Here is a 17,649-nt window from a genome sequence, read left to right on the forward strand (position 1 = left end):
TAAAAACTTTCAAAATCCTTGCCGAGCGATATCGTAATCGAGGAAAAAGACTGGGCTTAAGATTCAATTTAATTGCGGGAATCTATAATTTAGAGCTGAGCAAAAAATGAATTATGAAAGAAGTCTAGTCCATCTAACCACAAATCATAACTATCAACTTGGTTTCTATACATATCTTTCAATTGATCATTGATTTTAAAATCAAATGGGAAAATATTTTCAAAAATAAAACTATAAAATGTTGAAATCAAAACTGAAGTATTTTCAATTCTTCCAATCAAGTCACTTTTAGATTTATTTGTAAATGTAAGAATAACTATTTTTTTCCACAGCTTAATAAATCTTAATTCTCTATTAGCTTTTTCAATTAAAGTTGAAGATTTCCCTGAACCAGCACATGCTGATATAATTATATTATTATCAACACTATCTAACACTTTTTTTTGCTCTAAAGTAAACTCTATTGAAGACAATTTTTTATTTCCTTTAAAAAGTCAAATCTATAATCATTAAATAGTATTGAAAAAAGATTTTCATTTTGATTTAAAAACAAAAACATATTATGCCATTTTTTATCCTGAAGTTCTGACTTCAAATCTTGCAAATTAATCTGCTCATCGTCAATTAAACAATGTGTTATTTTCTTGTCCTTCAAGGCATTTAATAAATCATTTTCTAAATCAATCTCAGCTAAATAAATATCATGCTCAAGCTTTAATCTTTCTATGGTTGGGCTAAATTCTTTACATAGCTGGAGTTTTTTTTCATTTAATACTTCTTCACCTTCACTTTTAACACCTTTTAAATATTCCGGAAAATCATCATCTAACTCTCCCCCAATTAACCTTAAACACCTCTTTAAACCATATATATCATTTTTATAGATGTCATTATCAGTACGAACTATTATTTTAATTCCTAATTTCATAAGAAGACTCCTATAAGGTTTAAAATTTGTTCCTAAAACTGGTAGTACATATATTCTTTGGAATTGATTTCTACTTAGTTGTGTCTTTAAAATTGCATCACATAAAAGTTTCTCAGAATATCCCTCAACCAACAGTACGCAGTCTGCAAAATATCCTTTGCTTAAACTCTCCGCATACATCTTTTTTAATTCGTTATATTCTTTTACAATCTGTGCAGATTTACTTTCAGTTATTCTCTCAATTTTATTAGGTTTTCTATATAGTCTTATTAAATTACAATCAACACCTATATGATATAAAAGCTCAGGTGAATGACTAGAGCAAAAAATATATTTTATATTAGAGTCTTCAAATAATGTCTGGGATAAGTCTATTTGTGAAGTTAAAAATAAATGATTCTCAGGCTCTTCTAAAATCAGCAAAGGAATTTTTGATTTAATTTCTTTCCCTAAAAAATAATGCAACATTGCATACATTATTTTTTTCTGCCTACCATCTCCGGATGCAGGGTATAAATAGTCATAGTCATTTTCTATGGTATAAATTTTAAGCTGTTTATATAAATCATCAACTACAGACTGTGAAGTAATTTTTACTTTATAACTTTCATCAAATAACTTTAAGTTATCATTTATTTCATCCTCAATTTTCACAACCGACGATAACTTTTGGATATTTTTATTTACATTCTCAAAGCTCTCTTTAATTAACTTATCAATTTTTAAATCTTCTTTGGTTAAATCTACACCTTTTAAAATCTCTTTTTTTATTTCATTAAATATTTTTATTGTTTCAACATGTGATGGAATATATATAACGCTAAAAACATCGTCTAAAATTAAATAATTTATCCCTTTCGTTTTTATTTCGTTCAAATTCTCAGCATCATCCCCCCAATAAAACCTCTTTAGTATCCCCTCTTCTATTTTTTTCTCAATCGTCAAATTAATATAAAAATTTTTAGAGTCTTCTTTTGTTACAGCTTCATGTGCTTTAGCTATCAGTTTTTGTACATCTTCCTTACCATCTTGAGAAATATCCAATTCTATAAGAATTTCAATTGGCTCTTTATCATTTTTATTATGAAAATCAGTTGAGTGAATATCTTCTAGTCTCAATTTTTTATCAAAAACTAATCTTAAGGCATGTAATAAATTACTTTTCCCAACATCATTCATCCCCAAAATAATATTTTTATCTTTTAGCTCTATATTAATTTCTTCAAAATTTCTAAAATTCTTTAACCGTAAACTCTTAAACATAAAATTACCAATGCACACTTTTTACACATTATTCATTTTATATATCTATTTTTCAATAAAAAAAAACCCGCCATTAGGCGGATCTTTTTTAAATCAATTCAGTCTATTACAGACGAACCAACTCAACAATTTTCTCAGCAACTTCTTCAGCAGCATCGAAGGCATAAGTCACATCAGTGCCTTCGGTCGCATCTGTAATCACAACCACACCAGTTTCACGAACCAGCGCAACTTGATCAGCAGAAAGACCCGCTTTCGCAATCGCAACCACACCTTGTTGAATCAGCAAGCTTTCAATCGCTTGCGCATTTTTAAGGGCTTTTGCAGTCACAGTTACCGCAGCAGGTTTTTGACCTAGACGTGCAGCACGCGCTTCAGCAGTTACAGGTTCGTTGTGCGCAGTCCATTCAACCGCAGCTTCAACCATACCCGCACCAACAGTCACGTTGCTTAAACGGTCAATAAAGATGAATGAACCTGTGTAACGGCTGTCTTTATAACGGTCAATTACCACTGGCGCATCAAACTCAATCGTTACATCTGCAATCGCATTCAATTCAAGCTGTTCAACTTCCGTTTTTTCCAATGTGTTTACATTGGTACGGTAGTTGATTTTAGCAACTTTCGCAGGAATAGTTTGTGTACCAAACTTCACATTATACAGTTTGCCAACTACTAAAGGCGCATCTGTCATCCATACCACAGAGGCACGTGCAGAACGTGAAATTAACGGCTGTTCGCCTGCTTTAACTAAAACGTTACCACGTGAAATATCAATTTCATCATTTAGCGTAAGTGTTACCGCTTGACCTGCAACAGCATGGTCTAAGTTACCGTCAAAAGTCACGATTTCTTTAACAGTCGAAGACTTACCAGATGGTAATGCAGTAATGGTATCGCCAACTTTTACTTCACCAAGTGCAATCGTACCGCAGAAGCCACGGAAGTCGAGGTTGGGACGGTTAACATACTGAACTGGGAAACGGAATTCGTGCTTGCTCGTATCATGCGAAATTTCAACAGTTTCCAAAGTCTCCATTAAAGTCTGACCTTGGTACCACGGCGTATTTGGCGATTTGTTTACAACGTTATCACCATTCAACGCAGAAATAGGCGTGAAGATAATGTTCGCAGGTTTACGGTCGCCCAATTGGTTTACGAACTCATTGTACTCTGCTTGAATTTCATTGAAGCGCGCTTCAGAGAATTCAACCAAGTCCATTTTGTTCACTGCAACCACGATATTACGAATACCCAAAAGACTCGCAATAAATGAGTGACGACGTGTTTGCGTTTGAACGCCATAACGCGCATCAATCAAGATGATCGCTAAATCTGCAGTCGACGCACCAGTAGCCATGTTACGTGTGTACTGCTCATGCCCTGGGGTGTCAGCAATAATGAACTTACGTTTTTCAGTAGAGAAATAACGGTAAGCCACGTCAATGGTAATACCCTGCTCACGTTCCGCTTGTAGACCATCTACAAGTAAAGCCAAGTCAGGTGCATCACCCGTAGTACCGACTTTTTTAGAGTCACGAGTCACGGCTTGCAATTGATCTTCATAAATCAATTTTGAATCGTAAAGCAAACGACCAATTAGAGTCGATTTACCATCATCCACGTTACCGCAAGTGAGGAAACGTAGAAGGTCTTTATTTTCGTGTTGTTTTAAATACGCCAAGATGTCTTGGCTAATTAAATCTGATTGATGAGACATTGCTCAAAGCTCCACATATTCTTTTGAAATCGGTTTCTTTTAATCCCCCTGTTTCCCCCTTTATAAAAGGGGGACTTTCTCCTCTCTTTTTCAAAGATGAGCGGCACTGCTGCGCAAGGGGAGAGATTTTTAGAAGTAACCTTCCTGCTTTTTCTTTTCCATCGAACCTGCTTCATCATGGTCGATCATACGGCCTTGACGTTCAGAGGTGGTGGCTAAAAGCATCTCTTGGATAATTTCCGGTAAAGTTGTTGCAGTTGATTCAACCGCACCTGTAAGTGGGTAACAACCTAAAGTACGGAAACGCACCGATTTCATTTGTGGCACTTCACCTTCGTTCAAACGCATACGCTCATCATCAACCATGATCAGTGTACCGTTACGCTCAACCACTGGACGTTCAGCAGCCAAATACAAAGGAACCAATTTAATATTTTCAAGGTAGATGTATTGCCAAATATCCAACTCAGTCCAGTTAGACAATGGGAACACACGAATACTTTCACCTTTGTTCACTTTACCGTTGTAAAGATTCCAAAGTTCAGGACGTTGGTTTTTAGGGTCCCAACGGTGTTTAGTATCACGGAATGAGTAAACACGTTCTTTGGCACGAGATTTCTCTTCATCACGGCGCGCACCACCGAAAGCCGCATCAAACTGATATTTATCAAGTGCTTGTTTTAAGCCTTGAGTTTTCATGATATCAGTATATTTTGAGCTACCGTAATCGAACGGATTCACGCCTGCGTCTTTACCTTCTTTGTTTTGATGCACGATCAAATCAAAGCCATGCTCTTTTGCCATGTTGTCACGGAAAGTAATCATGTCTTTAAATTTCCAACCCGTGTCTACATGCAGTAGTGGGAATGGAAGTTTGGCAGGATAGAATGCTTTTAAAGCAAGATGCAGCATGACCGCTGAATCTTTACCGATTGAATACAGCATGACTGGGTTTTCGAACTCAGCAGCAACTTCACGGATGATATGAATACTCTCAGCTTCAAGCTGTTTAAGATGAGTAAGTCTTTCCTCATTTAATGACATGGACAACACCAGCTTAGAATATGTGTACTTATTACACTTTTAAAGATATATATACATTATAGTGATTAAGCTTTCATAACGATTGCTTGTTTTGTGATATTGATATTCTTATTCGTCATATACAAATTGTCTGATACTGCTTATCAATTTTAATTAATTTAATACGATAGGCTTATCAATTTCATTATTATTCTAGTCCGAGATCCCTAAGTTTACGCAATTTTTTATCAATTAACTAATCGCTAAATCCTCTAAACAATCGGTATTCAAACTCGCTCAATGTACTTAAAGTAGCTATATCACTCTCCAATAGTTATTGATATGCCATATAGTCACTATACGCTTGAAACCTTAAAGTCGCTGATTGAAGCCGCAGGTCTTGCTGGCTATATTTATCAGCATTCTTCACACATGCTCGTGCTCCAAGAAGCCTTGAATGATGACGGCAGCCCGCTGAATAACTTTATCCAACATGAGCTGAGTGCAGACCAAATTGGCCTTCAGTTCGGTCTACGACTTTTGGACAATAAACTCGAGTTTTTGATTGGGGTGACTCACAGTAACCAAGATCGCGGCTATGAAATTGGCGCTGGCAATTTAAAGGCCGATCAACGCGCATTTAATCTGCTCTATGCTTTTTACAATTTTCCCAAAGCATTTCACTTAATCCACTTCCCACTCGCAGCCAATAGCACCCAGTTAGAGGAAGAGATCGAAAAGCAACTGTTTCAACTTGAAAGCATGGGCTTTTTAGACACCGCGATTAAAACCAATCCGATGGGCGAACAAGTGAAGTGGATGAAAACCTTTATTGTTCAAGCCGCATTAGATATGAAAGTACGTATTCAAACTTCATTGTTATAAAAACGGTTAAAGCCACCTAAAAATAGCTCTATTGAACACCAGTTCAAATCTCCATATGACATCGAAAGTCACGGTAAAGCTCTCAGCACTGCCGTGACGGTTATAAATTTACATTTCCTAACATTGTTTTCTGTGCCTTTTAACAAGCCATTTCTCTCCCTTGAGCACGACCACTTATATATTTGCAATTAGACTGAAAATTTGATTGATCACAATGACTTAAATCTTAAATGGGTAAAGCAGAAATACTATTAACTTTAGATTTAGATAATCCTGACTTAATTGATCACCTATTTTTAAAGAAAAACTTAGTAATAGCTCACATAAAAGCCGACTTTTTGTTAATCTGATCTGTAATTTTTTTACACAATTTCGACAGATAATGTTATTTTATTTACTGAAAAAAATTCAGCCAGAATTATTTTTTTTGATTTTTTATAAGCATAAATATAGAGATAAATATAATGTGGGAATTGTTTACTCACCCGTCTAATATCGTGTTTAGCATCAGTCTCTGCTTAATGTTCTTGTTTGGACTTTTTGAGATTGTGTTAACAATTTTAGGGGGTGGTTCTCAAGGCTTCTTAGATCAATTCCTACCTGAGGATGTTGGTCATAATGCAGAGCTAGGTGTAGATGCCGATGCAGGTATCGTGACACGTGTGCTCGATTGGTTGTATTTAGGTCGTATTCCGCTGTTTGTATGGCTCATCATTTTCTTATGTGTCTATAGTTTATTGGGCTTTACTATTCAAGCCGTCGTTAACCAAATGACCAGTATGATGTTCAGTGCATGGATTATTGCACCAGCCTGTGTTTTTCTGTGCATGCCCTTCGTACGTTTTAGCGCAATGCTCATTGCCCGTATTTTACCCCAAGATGAAACCACTGCCATTTATAGTGATGAATTGATCGGTAGAACGGCCACGATCATTTTGGGTGATGCACGACCCCAGTCTCCTGCTCAAGCCAAAGTCAAAGATCAACACGGATTGACCCATTATATTTTGGTTGAACCTGAACAAGATGAAATTTTCAGCCAAGGTCAATCAGTGGTTTTAACCCAAAAAACAAATGTAGGCTTTCAAGCCACCATGCTCTAAATTTTGAATGAATTGATGCTCGATCAGTTCTTCTAACACCATATAAATACATTTAACGCATCATTCCTTCTGTAAATCTCGAAGTCATGATGAGTCAACAAAATACTGATTTTTAAACCAAACTTGTTAGCACTTTAGAGGGTTAACTTGAATTACAACAAAAGAGATAAACGTCCATGTTAGACATTATTCCAAGCGGTATCCTTGTTTCAGTCGGGATAATTTTTGCCGCACTTATTTTTATTGGTTTTATTATTGCTCGACTTTATCGTCGCTCAAGTAAAGAAATTTCATTTGTGCGTACAGGCTTCGGCGGTGAAAAAGTGATTTTAGGTGGCGGTGCTATTGTGCTTCCTGTGCTGCATGAAATTATTCCAGTCAATATGAACACCCTACGTCTTGAAGTACGTCGTGCAGATGACCAAGCGCTGATTACACGTGACCGTATGCGTGTCGACGTGATGGCGGAGTTCTATGTCCGTGTGAAACCAACCGCAGATTCGATTGCTACCGCAGCACAAACGTTAGGTCAAAAGACCATGTCGCCAAATGAGTTAAAGAATTTGGTCGAAGGTAAATTCGTTGACTCTCTACGTGCAGTTGCCGCAGAAATGGCGATGGAAGAGTTGCATGAAAAACGTGTCGACTTTGTACAAAAAGTTCAGCAAGTGGTGTCTGAAGATTTACATAAAAACGGTTTGGAACTTGAAACCGTTTCATTAACTGGCTTAGACCAAACAGGCTTTAAATACTTTAACCCACAAAATGCGTTCGATGCTGAAGGTTTAACTAAACTGACAGAAACCATTGAAGACCGTCGTCGTAAACGTAATGCGATTGAACAAGATGCAGATCTTGCAATTAAGACCAAGAACTTAGAAGCAGAACAAGCACGTCTACAAATTTTGCGTGAAGAAGAATATGCAAAACTGCAACAAGAACGTGAAATTTCAATCCGTCGTGCAGAACAGCTTGCAGAAATTGCATCACAAGAAGCTGCGAAAAAACGTGAAGCCGAAGAAGCGCGTATTGCTGCTGAACGTGAAGTTGACTTAAAGCGTATTACTGCTGCACGTGACGTTGAAAATCAAAATATTCAAAAGTCACAAATTATTCAGCAAGCCCAAGTGGAACAAAAGAAAACCATTGAACTCGCTGAGCAAGACCGTGCAATTGCCATTGCTGAAAAATCTCGTGCTGAATCTGAAGCTAAGGCACATGCCGATCAAGCCCGTGCTCAAGCGGTAAAAGCCGAAGAAGAAGTGATTACCGTTCGTCAAATCCAACAAGCTGAACGTCAAAAAGCTGTTGAATTGGTCTCTGCGAAAGAAAAAGCGGAGAAAGATGCGATTGCCATTACTGTCGCGGCTGAAGCGGGTAAACAAGCAGCCGCAGATGATGCAGAAGCGATTCGTATTGCAGCTGAAGCCGAAGCTGAAAAAGTTCGCTTAAAAGCCAAAGGTGAAGCTGACGCAAAAGTTCTGTTGGCTCAAGCGATGGAAAAACAATACCAAGTTGATGCTGAAGGTACACGTGCAGTGAACGAAGCAAACAACGTATTGTCATCTGAACAGGTTGAAATGCAAATTCGTTTAGCGATGCTGAAATACTTACCAGAAATCATTCGCGAAAGTGTTAAACCAATGGAAAACATTGATGACATTAAGATTTTGCAAGTAAATGGTCTAAATGGTGGTCATGCAGGTTCTTGCCAAGGTGATGCTCACCACGAAGGCAGCGGCAATGTTGCCTTATCAGACCAAGTGGTGAATAGTGCCCTACGCTACCGCAGCCAGGCCCCACTGATTGATAGCTTGATGAGTGAGCTTGGTATCCAAGGTGGCGATATTAATGGTTTAACTCAGAGCTTAAACAAAAAAGCTGGTTAATTCGTTTTACACGCTAAAAAAACCGCAGCTTAATCCTGCGGTTTTTTTTATTGAGATCATCGACAAGGAAGACTTACGAGAGCTTAAAAAATTCGTTCAGTACCAAATCATGACTTTAAAATGACGAAATACTGGATCACAACAAAGTGCAAACCAAATCACACTTTTAAGAATAACCCTTCCCCTGCAATCTTGCTACAATCTTCAAATTCATCATATTCTGCTTAGCTGTACTTGCTAAAACGTGCAGCAAAATATGCGATGAAAACATTTACGAATGATAATACGCTCAGTGCAAGTATAAATATGACTTCTTCCTTAAATGCCGTTACTTCCCTACGCCCCTTTAAAAAATTAATAGGTCTAATGACCTGCTTCGGTTTGGTCTTTTCAGGCTGTAGCAGTGCTGAAACGGTACGTATTACCCACCACCCTATACAAGATTTGGTCAAGCAATATGCATCAGCCAATTCTGTACATCAAACCCTGACCAATAATACACAAAAGCCAAGTACTCCTGAACGTATGCGCATTATGCATATCGACTTAGATTATGTATATGATGTCAATCAGGCTCAACAAGAACAAAATATCCGCGCATTGATTGAACGTATCCGTCGCATTGAAGCCAATACGATTTTTCTACAGGCTTTTGCAGACCCTGATGCCAATGGTTCGGCTGATGCTGTGTATTTTAAAAATCGCTATATCCCAATGCGCTCAGATTTATTTCAACGTGTTTTGCATGAGATACGACAGCAGACTCAAGTAAAAACCCTATATGCATGGCTGCCTTTAATTGCGTGGGAGTTTCCGAAACAATACCCTCTGCAATATGTAAAAAGCCAAAGTGAAAAAAAAGGTTATATTCGGATATCACCCTTTGACCCGAAAAACCAACAATACACAGCAGAAATTTTTCTAGACTTTATTCAGCAAAATAAAGTAGATGGCATTCTTTATCATGACGATATCACTCTCAATGATTTTGAGGATAATAGTGCAGCAGCGCTTCAGACCTACAAAACATGGGGCTTCGATCAACAATTGATTGGACAGCCAAAGCATGCGCAGCAGCTTGAATTTTCACGCTACAAAACCGCCTATTTAGACCAATTTGCTGAAGGCATTAGTCAGATTTTAAAACAGCAACAACCTGAATTACATTTTGCTCGCAATATGTATGCTGAAGCTGTGCTGAACCCGAATAGTGAAAAATGGTTTAGCCAGTCCAATGCCAGCACGTATCAGCATTATGATTACAACGCCATCATGGCGATGCCCTACATGGAAAAGGCAGATGACCATCGTCAGTTTTATTTAAACTTGATCGAACGTGCCAAAAAATATGACCCCAATTTGAGCCGTACCATTTTTGAACTTCAAGTGACCGATTGGAATCATCAAAAACCCATTTCCAATCAGGAGCTCATTGACACCATCCGTTTACTGGAACAACATGGTGTGCAACATATTGGGTATTATCCAGATGATTTCGTGCAAAATCATCCAGATGTACAGCAAATAAAAAAGGCATTTGCACCTGCCCTAGCTAAGGACTGATACCAATGCCTACATCATCAGATCTAGGATTCTAGATCTGATGAAGAACGCTGATTAGCTGTTGATTTTATAGTGTTCTAATTGTCCTTCGTCCGTATAGTGCAAGGTGATATTTTTTGATTCTCGCATCGTGGCTATATCACTGGCTTTTACATGAAAGCTTTTCGCCAAATCTTCATCTTGAGCATTCTCAGGCGCCTTTCTACGATCTTCCCCATGAAAACGCATCCAGTTATAACTTGCCCAAACAAATAGACAGCAAATAAAGATTCCTATTGAGAAAATCAATTTCATGATCGATAGACTGGTCATCGGTTGGGACTGATCCATAACCTGTGAATACACCACCGTGCCTTCAAACCACCAAAACACTAGGGTTAATAGCGGTAAAAATAACCACATCCAAAGCATCCAACCGACTGCCATCAGACCATAGCCTGCGGACTTACGTTTGACGTATTCAGGTTTATCAATATATTCAGGTAATTCAAGCAATGATTCATCTTGAATAATTTTAAAATCTGAATCTGCAACCGGCTTCTGATTTTGTAAATTAACTTGGTTCATTGTTTTCCTCCCCTCTAAATCCACGGTCTGGACTGACCCAACGCGCACGTTTTTGGGTTTTAAAAATAGTCTTTGGCAAAGCAACGACTGTGGTCAGCATGGCTAATATCCAGAAAAATAAGGGATACCAAATCACCCAAAAATAATTTCGCAGTAAACGTTTTTTGTCGTAAGCACGATCGATCCATAAACTCACGAGGAACTGGAATAAACAGGTTACACCTAAAATCACCCCATACCATTGAGGTAAAAGTGATTGGATCGCCCACTCACCCGGTAATGAGAAAAATAGACCATAAAAATACAAGACAAAAATACTGAACATGACATATGCCCAGATCACGCTAATGATAGATTCGAATGCAATCGGCCACATCCGACGTAAACGCCATTTAAATATTTTAGGTAAATAGGCAAATAGTACTTCGATGCCGCCTTGAGCCCAACGTAAACGTTGTTTCCAAAGTCCATTAAATGTTTCTGGCATATAGATATAGCAAAGGGCTTGCGGTACATAGTGCAAATCCCAATGATCAAACTGCAAACGCCATGACACATCAATATCTTCTGTGATCATGTCATCACGCCAATAACCGATGCGGTCGAGTGCCGTTTTTCTGAAACCTGCAATTGCCCCTGATACTGTAAAAATACGACCATAGGTTCTTTGAGATCGCTTGATTAAGCCAATAATCGAAGAAAACTCTCCAACCTGAATTTTACCCAAGATGCTTGAACGGTTCACAATACGTGGATTACCGGTTACAGCGCCCACGCGTGGAAAACTGGTCAGATGATGCATCATCCAAAGTGCCGAATGCGGGTGCAACAATGCGTCACCATCAATACAGATTAAATATTCAAATTGGCTGACCATCGCACCTGCACGTAATGCATACGCTTTGCCCTGATTCTCAGCCAAATGCACTACACGTAATTTAGGATACTCAAGTGCCAATTGATCTAAAATTTCAGCGGTTCGATCTTTACTTCCATCATTCACCGCTATCACTTCGAAATTTGGATATTGGCTCTGCATCGCATAACGTATAGTGTCTCGTACCTGTGCTTCTTCATTAAAGCAAGGAACAATAATGCTACAACCGTGTCCAGTTGGCACGGGAAGTTCAGGTTGTTTCCATTCACGCTTTAAATAGAACCACACGCCTCCAGCAATCCAAATCCACGCCATAAACAAGGGATATAGGAAAGCAAAGGCAAAAAACAGATCGTTAAAACTCAGTTCCCATTCTTGCATTACTGACCTCCTTGTATATACGGATCACGGTAAGTCAGTGGACTGCCATTCAAGCTGATGCTTTGATATAGGTGATGTTGAACGCGTTCGCCATCCTGAAGCTGATAATTATTCAGTCCGATTTTTTGAACCGACGCTGCGCGTAAAGCCTGATAGTTTTGCTGATACTTCACCCAATCTTTCTCGCTCATATTTGGATTGATATCCAAACTGACAATCAAGCGTTGCTTTTGCTCTGTATTCAAAGTCTTCAATGCTGACATAAAGGCTTTAAAACTTTGCGGATGTTGACCTGGGTTAATACTTAAATACAGAAAGTCCGACGCTGTTAAGACACGAGTCACCAACGGTTTTAATCCAGAAAACTGATGTCCAGTTAAATTCACCTTGAGCGCGGTTTGGTTGTCATTACTAATATTGGAATAAAAATGCGCTTGCGCCTTACTACGCTCTTTAATTGCAATAATTTTTTGCACTTGCTCAGTACATGCGGTTGACCACTGAGCTGAATGAATTGCACAGTCCAAGCTGTTACCGGTGTTAATAATTAAACCTTCTAGCGAACTGTTATTTTTCAATAGATCTGCCGTTAGGTCTGCTAGATTAATCCCCTGCTGTAGCTCTAAACTGATTGGAAGCTGTGCATAGACTCGATTACCAATTCGTGTACGAGCTTGCCATACGGTACGATTCAGTAAATCTTGCTGCATCGGCAGTTTTGAATTTGGAAAAAATAAGGCATCAATTTTACCGTCACCATCATGATCAACTGCGGCATTTAAAAGCAATGTATTGGTTTTTAACGCATTGACCTGGTCTAATAATGTCCCCAATTTCTGATCTGATTGCTCAGCCGTTGGTGCTTGTAATTCAGCCAAATTAAAATTCAGGAATGTTTTACGTTGTTTATAAGGCGCACGAGCTTCAACGATAAAGTCTTCCATATTTTGGTGGATAAACTCTGGTGTTGGGTTATCCATAATCAAGGCACGCTGATAGGTATGCACTGAATCTGCCTGACTGACCACATTACCCAAGCTAAACGACATGGGCAGTCCCGCTTTACGTGCATATCCCTCAATTTCCGGTGTAACTGCACCGTATGGCCAGAAGATTGCCATACTATGAATACCCAGTTGACGATCAAGTTCTTGTTTAGATTTCTTCAAATCTTGCACAATACGCTGCTCAAACTCAGCATCGGTTTCATAACGATTTTGAGCTGGAAAATACTGACGTGTAATCGCAGCAGGTTCCATATTTTTTTGTGGGTTTGCCAAAATACCATGATGCAGATCATCCGAATGCGATACAAATTCGGCATATCCCGACTTTTGCATTTCCCGCATTTGATCCCAATTCATCAAATTACCCACACCATAAGCTTCATAAGCATCTTTGGTATTTCCATTGATCCAACTGGTTGGAATGGCAAAAACTGCAGGAAATTGATATTGCTTTAACAATGGAAAGACTTTGCTATAACTACTTAGCGCACCATCATCAAAAGTTAATAACAGCGCCTTTTCAGGTAACTTTTTCTTTTGTAAACGCGCCTGCATGACATCTTCTAAACGAATGGGCTGCCAACCTTCTCGTTTAATCCACGCAAAATATTGCCCAAGATTTTGCGTACTAATCGCATAGACATCTCGATCACCACGTTTGGCAACATCATCTCGAACATCATGAAAGGTCAGCGTTACAAATTGGTTATGTGCGGTACTTTCATCAAGTTCAGGCATCGCCAAATTTGCAGTTTTTGGCACATTATTGTCAGCAAAAAGATATGTCGTACTGATGGGCAAAGTCACAGCTAGAACTAAGCTTTGCTTCAACATGCGGTGTATTAATGTATTTTTCATTAGAAGCGCCCCTCAAATCCAACAACTGCATAGCTACGATCTTCATCTTTTCCGTCATACGGATGTGAACCCCAACCTATTCCGTAGTTCAGTTTCCACGTGCGTGAGAGTTGCCAATCATGTTGATAATACAAATTATAAATCGGACGACTTGAGTAGCCTTTTTGTCCGAATGTACCGATAGTTGCTGCAAAGTGCTGGTTAAAATGACGTTCATAATCACGCCATGTCATCCAATCATGTTCCAATGTCACTTCAGCGCTATAGCTATGTTCAGGGTTAAAATAAGGCACATCAACCGGATCATTTTTTCCGTAATAACCACGCAGTGTTGCCGCAGAAATATGATGCGGAGATTGTTGGAATTGCTGTTTAAAATACCCTGACAGTTCTTGGCGTAGATTGCCATCATCAATATCGGTCAATTGATAACTTGCACCTGCTTTGCGTGATTCATTTTGTTGCCAGTTCAGTGCAAAACGATATGCCTGCCCTTCGTGGTCCTGTGCCAAAGATTGCAATGGAATATCCGCTTGGCTATCGTAACCCAGTGCATAGTTCCAATGATCATTTAACCAATGTGACCAATCCAATTGCACACCAAAACGGTCGCCATCGGTACTTTGAGAGAATAATGCAGATGCAGCTTTACGATCCGAAGCCCACTCCAAACCCATGCCAATCCGCTGGTCTTTTAATTTGCCAGACTCATACTTCGACCAACGGTTGCTATGATCGACAAAGAGTCGATAATTATCGTAAAACCATGGGCTATTGATGCGCGTCCAGTTTTCCTGTTCACGTGAACCTTTCAGGCGATTTTGTACACGAGGATCATCAGACTCACTTTTCGCAAAGGTACTTTGATGTTGAATTGACGCACGATTCCGATCATCCAATTCTTTTTTACTTTGTTTTACGCCCGTATCATCACCGACATGGCTGACCATATATTGATTGAGTTCACGCCAAGCTTGAATTTGACTTAAAGCTTGGAAATTCTGCATGCGGTTAATTTGCGTTCCCTGTGAAATGGGCTCCAAGCTATTCTGCTGCGCCAAAGTGTGCTGGGATTGCTCTGGTTTTTCACGCCAACGTTGAATTAATGCCAAATTATTTTGATACCCGATATTGCCGGGAGCCTTTGCGGTTAAGTCATTAAAGTAACGTTCAGCTTTTTCATGTTCATTGCGATAAGCAAAGTTCAATCCCTTCAACGCAATAAATTCAGTACGATCATCGTGTGGCGCCTTATCCACTCCTTTCGCATTACTATAAACAAAGGTCGGCAACTGTTTGTCCATAGTGTCGATTAACTGATTGGCTTGTTTAAATTTTTCTTGTTCGATCAAGCTATAATACAAACCAGCATAGACGTTATAGTCAGCATAATTTTTTTCAGCAAATAAACTCTGATATAAAGGCTCAGCTTTTTCAGGTTGACGTAATTTTAAATAACTGTCTGCCAAAGCATGTCGTACATAAGCAGGCATTTCTTTAGCTGTTTGACCGGTTTTTTCTACTTGTGCTAGTGCCTGCTTTGAAGCATTACGTGCATTTAAGGCATAGATATATTCATAATAAAATTTACGTTTACTGGCTTCATCTGCAGGAAGTGAGTCTTCGTAAGCACTCATTTCAGCCAGAACACGATCTAGTGGTTCAAATGCCGTTGCCCCACGCTTCATATCAAACGCATTTTTTGAGGATTGAATGCCTTGTTGGATACGCTGTGAGAACTCATTCATCTTGAGCAAATGTTGCAACACTGGCTTAGAACTATTGAGTCCATTGGCCTGAATATAGCTTTGCGCAGTGGCAAAATCGCTATTTTGCAATAGAGCCAATATATACTGTTCTTGGGTATCAGTATTTGGCTGTTTTTCTAGCGCATATTTCGCTGCATTGAGAGATTCAGCAGGCATATCCAATAATCGATAGGCATAGGCCAATTGCGAAAGATAATCTGCACCAAGCGACTGTAAGTTGAGATTTGCCAGTTTTTGTTTTGCTTGATCTTTTTGACCTGATTCTGCCAGCAACACACCCTGCCAAATCAACCACTGTTCCGATTGATCCTGCTGATAAAATTTTTGTGCCCACTGTAAGGCTTGATCATATTGTTTAAGATCACGTAAAGCTTTGATGACACTGACTTTGCCATAATCTGGAAACGTATCTGGATTAATCTGCGCCAAGTAAGTCACATCTCTAGAGCTAAAGGTTGCATTTGCATAACGCAGGAGCGTGTAATCTGCAATGAGCTTCTGATTTTCAGGATGTTGCTCTAATAAAACTTGTAATTGGTTAAATCCCTGATCCACTTTACCGACACGGATATCTGCAACACTTTGTTCTCTTTGCTGATCAATATTATCAACTGCAAATACAACCGTAGGAAGGCTCGAAAAAATCGACAAGAAACATAGACGAGATAAATAAGATTTATAAATCATGATTATTCACGTTAGAAGAGTAATTATTCATCAAATTAAATTAATGTGACGTGTTTCACATTATATCATATTTTGACCGATTAAATTTGGTTAATTATTCATACTAAAGTGTTAATAATGAATGAGAATATGCTGATTTTATAAATTTTCTTTACTATTCACCCACTATTATTAAATAAAAATAAAAAAACCCCTCATTTGAGGGGTTTTTATTAACAGAAACTTACCGTACTTAAGCAAGACCTTTTGACTTTAAGACTTCAAACATAGTTGAGCCTAATTCAGCAGGACTACGGGTATAGGCCATTCCGGCTTTTTCAAAAGCAGCAAATTTCTCTTCTGCTGTACCTTTACCGCCCGAAATGATCGCGCCTGCATGTCCCATACGTTTACCTTTTGGTGCAGTCACACCCGCGATATAACCGACAACAGGCTTAGTTACATTCGACTGGATATATTCAGCCGCTTCTTCTTCTGCTGTACCACCAATTTCACCAATCATGATGATCGCTTCAGTTTGCGGGTCGTCTTGGAACAGCTTTAAGCAATCAATTTGGTTCATGCCCGGAATTGGATCTCCCCCAATACCGATACACGTCGACTGACCTAGACCCAGCTTCGTGGTTTGCGCTACAGCTTCATAGGTCAGAGTCCCTGAACGCGAGATAATGCCGATTTTACCCGGTTGATGAATATGCCCCGGCATAATACCGATCTTACATTCACCCGGAGTAATAATCCCTGGACAGTTCGGACCAATTAGACGTGCATTGTTACCATAGGTTTCTAGGTAACGTTTAGCTTTCAACATATCGAGTGTCGGCACGCCTTCCGTAATCACGACGATCAGCTCAACACCTGAATCAATCGATTCAATAATTGAATCTAGGACAAATGGTGCAGGTACATAAATCGAGGTTGCCGTTGCACCCGTTTCACGCACCGCTTCTTTCATGGTATTGAATACGGGTAGATTCAAATGTTGTGTGCCGCCTTTACCCGGAGTCACCCCACCGACCACTTTTGTGCCGTAAGCAATCGATTGTTCTGAATGGAATGTGCCGTTTTTACCGGTAAAACCTTGTACCAATACTTTGGTGTCTTTATTAACTAATACGCTCATGATCTC

13 protein-coding genes and 1 pseudogene are annotated in these 17,649 nt (G+C 39.0%); 5 read left to right on the top strand and 9 right to left on the bottom strand.

The features are described from left to right. A pseudogene (locus FTU02_RS15130) lies at nt 1-110 on the top strand (IS5/IS1182 family transposase); the annotation flags it as partial. Here the strand turns inward: FTU02_RS15130 and FTU02_RS15135 are convergent. The 4 genes from FTU02_RS15135 to cysD all read right to left on the bottom strand — a co-directional run bounded on the left by FTU02_RS15135 (nt 90) and on the right by cysD (nt 4,955). Continuing rightward, entirely contained in the window at nt 90-473 is a 384-nt protein-coding gene (locus FTU02_RS15135; RefSeq protein WP_180157840.1) for a UvrD-helicase domain-containing protein, read from the bottom strand. The pseudogene FTU02_RS15130 and the gene FTU02_RS15135 overlap by 21 nt on opposite strands. Next, a complete protein-coding gene (locus FTU02_RS15140) occupies nt 461-2,191 on the bottom strand; it encodes an ATP-dependent endonuclease (RefSeq protein ID WP_180157842.1) in 1,731 nt (576 codons plus the stop codon). The genes FTU02_RS15135 and FTU02_RS15140 overlap by 13 nt, the downstream gene beginning before the upstream one ends. Before the next feature lie 106 nt (nt 2,192-2,297). Further along, nucleotides 2,298-3,911 carry a sulfate adenylyltransferase subunit CysN gene (gene cysN, locus FTU02_RS15145; protein WP_180157844.1) on the bottom strand — a complete coding sequence of 538 codons (1,614 nt, stop codon included), beginning with the start codon at nt 3,909-3,911 and terminating at the stop codon, nt 2,298-2,300. 129 nt (nt 3,912-4,040) lie between these two features. Next, nucleotides 4,041-4,955 carry a sulfate adenylyltransferase subunit CysD gene (gene cysD / locus FTU02_RS15150; RefSeq protein WP_078189893.1) on the bottom strand — a complete coding sequence of 305 codons (915 nt, stop codon included), beginning with the start codon at nt 4,953-4,955 and terminating at the stop codon, nt 4,041-4,043. Between the two features lie 321 nt (nt 4,956-5,276). Here cysD and FTU02_RS15155 point away from each other — a divergent pair, with 321 nt between their 5' ends. The 4 genes from FTU02_RS15155 to pgaB (FTU02_RS15170) all read left to right on the top strand — a co-directional run bounded on the left by FTU02_RS15155 (nt 5,277) and on the right by pgaB (FTU02_RS15170) (nt 10,374). After that, complete coding sequence (locus FTU02_RS15155; protein WP_111884395.1) at nt 5,277-5,819, top strand: hypothetical protein; 543 nt, start codon at nt 5,277-5,279, stop codon at nt 5,817-5,819. 464 nt (nt 5,820-6,283) lie between these two features. Beyond that, nucleotides 6,284-6,922: a YqiJ family protein gene (locus FTU02_RS15160; RefSeq protein ID WP_180107579.1), complete on the top strand. Its 639-nt coding sequence runs from the start codon at nt 6,284-6,286 to the stop codon at nt 6,920-6,922. Between the two features lie 176 nt (nt 6,923-7,098). Then, nucleotides 7,099-8,811 (top strand): flotillin family protein, encoded by a 1,713-nt coding sequence (locus FTU02_RS15165; RefSeq protein WP_180024120.1) that lies wholly within the window; start codon nt 7,099-7,101, stop codon nt 8,809-8,811. 306 nt (nt 8,812-9,117) lie between these two features. Next, the gene (gene pgaB, locus FTU02_RS15170; RefSeq protein ID WP_180157846.1) at nt 9,118-10,374 is read left to right on the top strand and encodes a poly-beta-1,6-N-acetyl-D-glucosamine N-deacetylase PgaB; all 1,257 of its coding nucleotides are present in this window, start codon (nt 9,118-9,120) and stop codon (nt 10,372-10,374) included. A gap of 54 nt (nt 10,375-10,428) precedes the next feature. Here the strand turns inward: pgaB (FTU02_RS15170) and pgaD are convergent, their stop codons facing one another. The 5 genes from pgaD to sucD form a co-directional block, all read right to left on the bottom strand. Then, nucleotides 10,429-10,941 (bottom strand): poly-beta-1,6-N-acetyl-D-glucosamine biosynthesis protein PgaD, encoded by a 513-nt coding sequence (pgaD, locus tag FTU02_RS15175; protein WP_180024118.1) that lies wholly within the window; start codon nt 10,939-10,941, stop codon nt 10,429-10,431. Further along, entirely contained in the window at nt 10,928-12,199 is a 1,272-nt protein-coding gene (gene pgaC / locus FTU02_RS15180; protein WP_180035367.1) for a poly-beta-1,6-N-acetyl-D-glucosamine synthase, read from the bottom strand. The genes pgaD and pgaC overlap by 14 nt, the downstream gene beginning before the upstream one ends. Continuing rightward, nucleotides 12,199-14,064, bottom strand: a complete 1,866-nt coding sequence (gene pgaB / locus FTU02_RS15185) for a poly-beta-1,6-N-acetyl-D-glucosamine N-deacetylase PgaB (RefSeq protein WP_257232793.1) — start codon at nt 14,062-14,064, stop codon at nt 12,199-12,201. Before pgaB (FTU02_RS15185) ends, pgaC begins: the two co-directional genes overlap by 1 nt. Then, entirely contained in the window at nt 14,064-16,520 is a 2,457-nt protein-coding gene (pgaA, locus tag FTU02_RS15190) for a poly-beta-1,6 N-acetyl-D-glucosamine export porin PgaA (protein WP_180157848.1), read from the bottom strand. The genes pgaB (FTU02_RS15185) and pgaA overlap by 1 nt, the downstream gene beginning before the upstream one ends. A gap of 232 nt (nt 16,521-16,752) precedes the next feature. After that, nucleotides 16,753-17,643, bottom strand: coding sequence for a succinate--CoA ligase subunit alpha (sucD, locus tag FTU02_RS15195; RefSeq protein WP_078192987.1), 891 nt, complete (start codon nt 17,641-17,643; stop codon nt 16,753-16,755). Nucleotides 17,644-17,649: the final 6 nt, after the last annotated feature.

This window comes from Acinetobacter sp. YH12045, assembly GCF_013419925.1.
GTDB classification, from domain to species: domain Bacteria; phylum Pseudomonadota; class Gammaproteobacteria; order Pseudomonadales; family Moraxellaceae; genus Acinetobacter; species Acinetobacter amyesii.

Bases quoted from the DNA above. Each gene is read 5' to 3' on its own strand.
- FTU02_RS15140 (WP_180157842.1), bottom strand. From the start codon at position 2,191: ATGTTTAAGAGTTTACGGTTAAAGAATTTTAGAAATTTTGAAGAAATT.
- cysN (WP_180157844.1), bottom strand. From the start codon at position 3,911: ATGTCTCATCAATCAGATTTAATTAGCCAAGACATCTTGGCGTATTTA.
- cysD (WP_078189893.1), bottom strand. From the start codon at position 4,955: ATGTCATTAAATGAGGAAAGACTTACTCATCTTAAACAGCTTGAAGCT.
- FTU02_RS15155 (WP_111884395.1), top strand. From the start codon at position 5,277: ATGCCATATAGTCACTATACGCTTGAAACCTTAAAGTCGCTGATTGAA.
- FTU02_RS15160 (WP_180107579.1), top strand. From the start codon at position 6,284: ATGTGGGAATTGTTTACTCACCCGTCTAATATCGTGTTTAGCATCAGT.
- FTU02_RS15165 (WP_180024120.1), top strand. From the start codon at position 7,099: ATGTTAGACATTATTCCAAGCGGTATCCTTGTTTCAGTCGGGATAATT.
- pgaB (WP_180157846.1), top strand. From the start codon at position 9,118: ATGACTTCTTCCTTAAATGCCGTTACTTCCCTACGCCCCTTTAAAAAA.
- pgaD (WP_180024118.1), bottom strand. From the start codon at position 10,941: ATGAACCAAGTTAATTTACAAAATCAGAAGCCGGTTGCAGATTCAGAT.
- pgaC (WP_180035367.1), bottom strand. From the start codon at position 12,199: ATGCAAGAATGGGAACTGAGTTTTAACGATCTGTTTTTTGCCTTTGCT.
- pgaB (WP_257232793.1), bottom strand. From the start codon at position 14,064: ATGAAAAATACATTAATACACCGCATGTTGAAGCAAAGCTTAGTTCTA.
- pgaA (WP_180157848.1), bottom strand. From the start codon at position 16,520: ATGATTTATAAATCTTATTTATCTCGTCTATGTTTCTTGTCGATTTTT.
- sucD (WP_078192987.1), bottom strand. From the start codon at position 17,643: ATGAGCGTATTAGTTAATAAAGACACCAAAGTATTGGTACAAGGTTTT.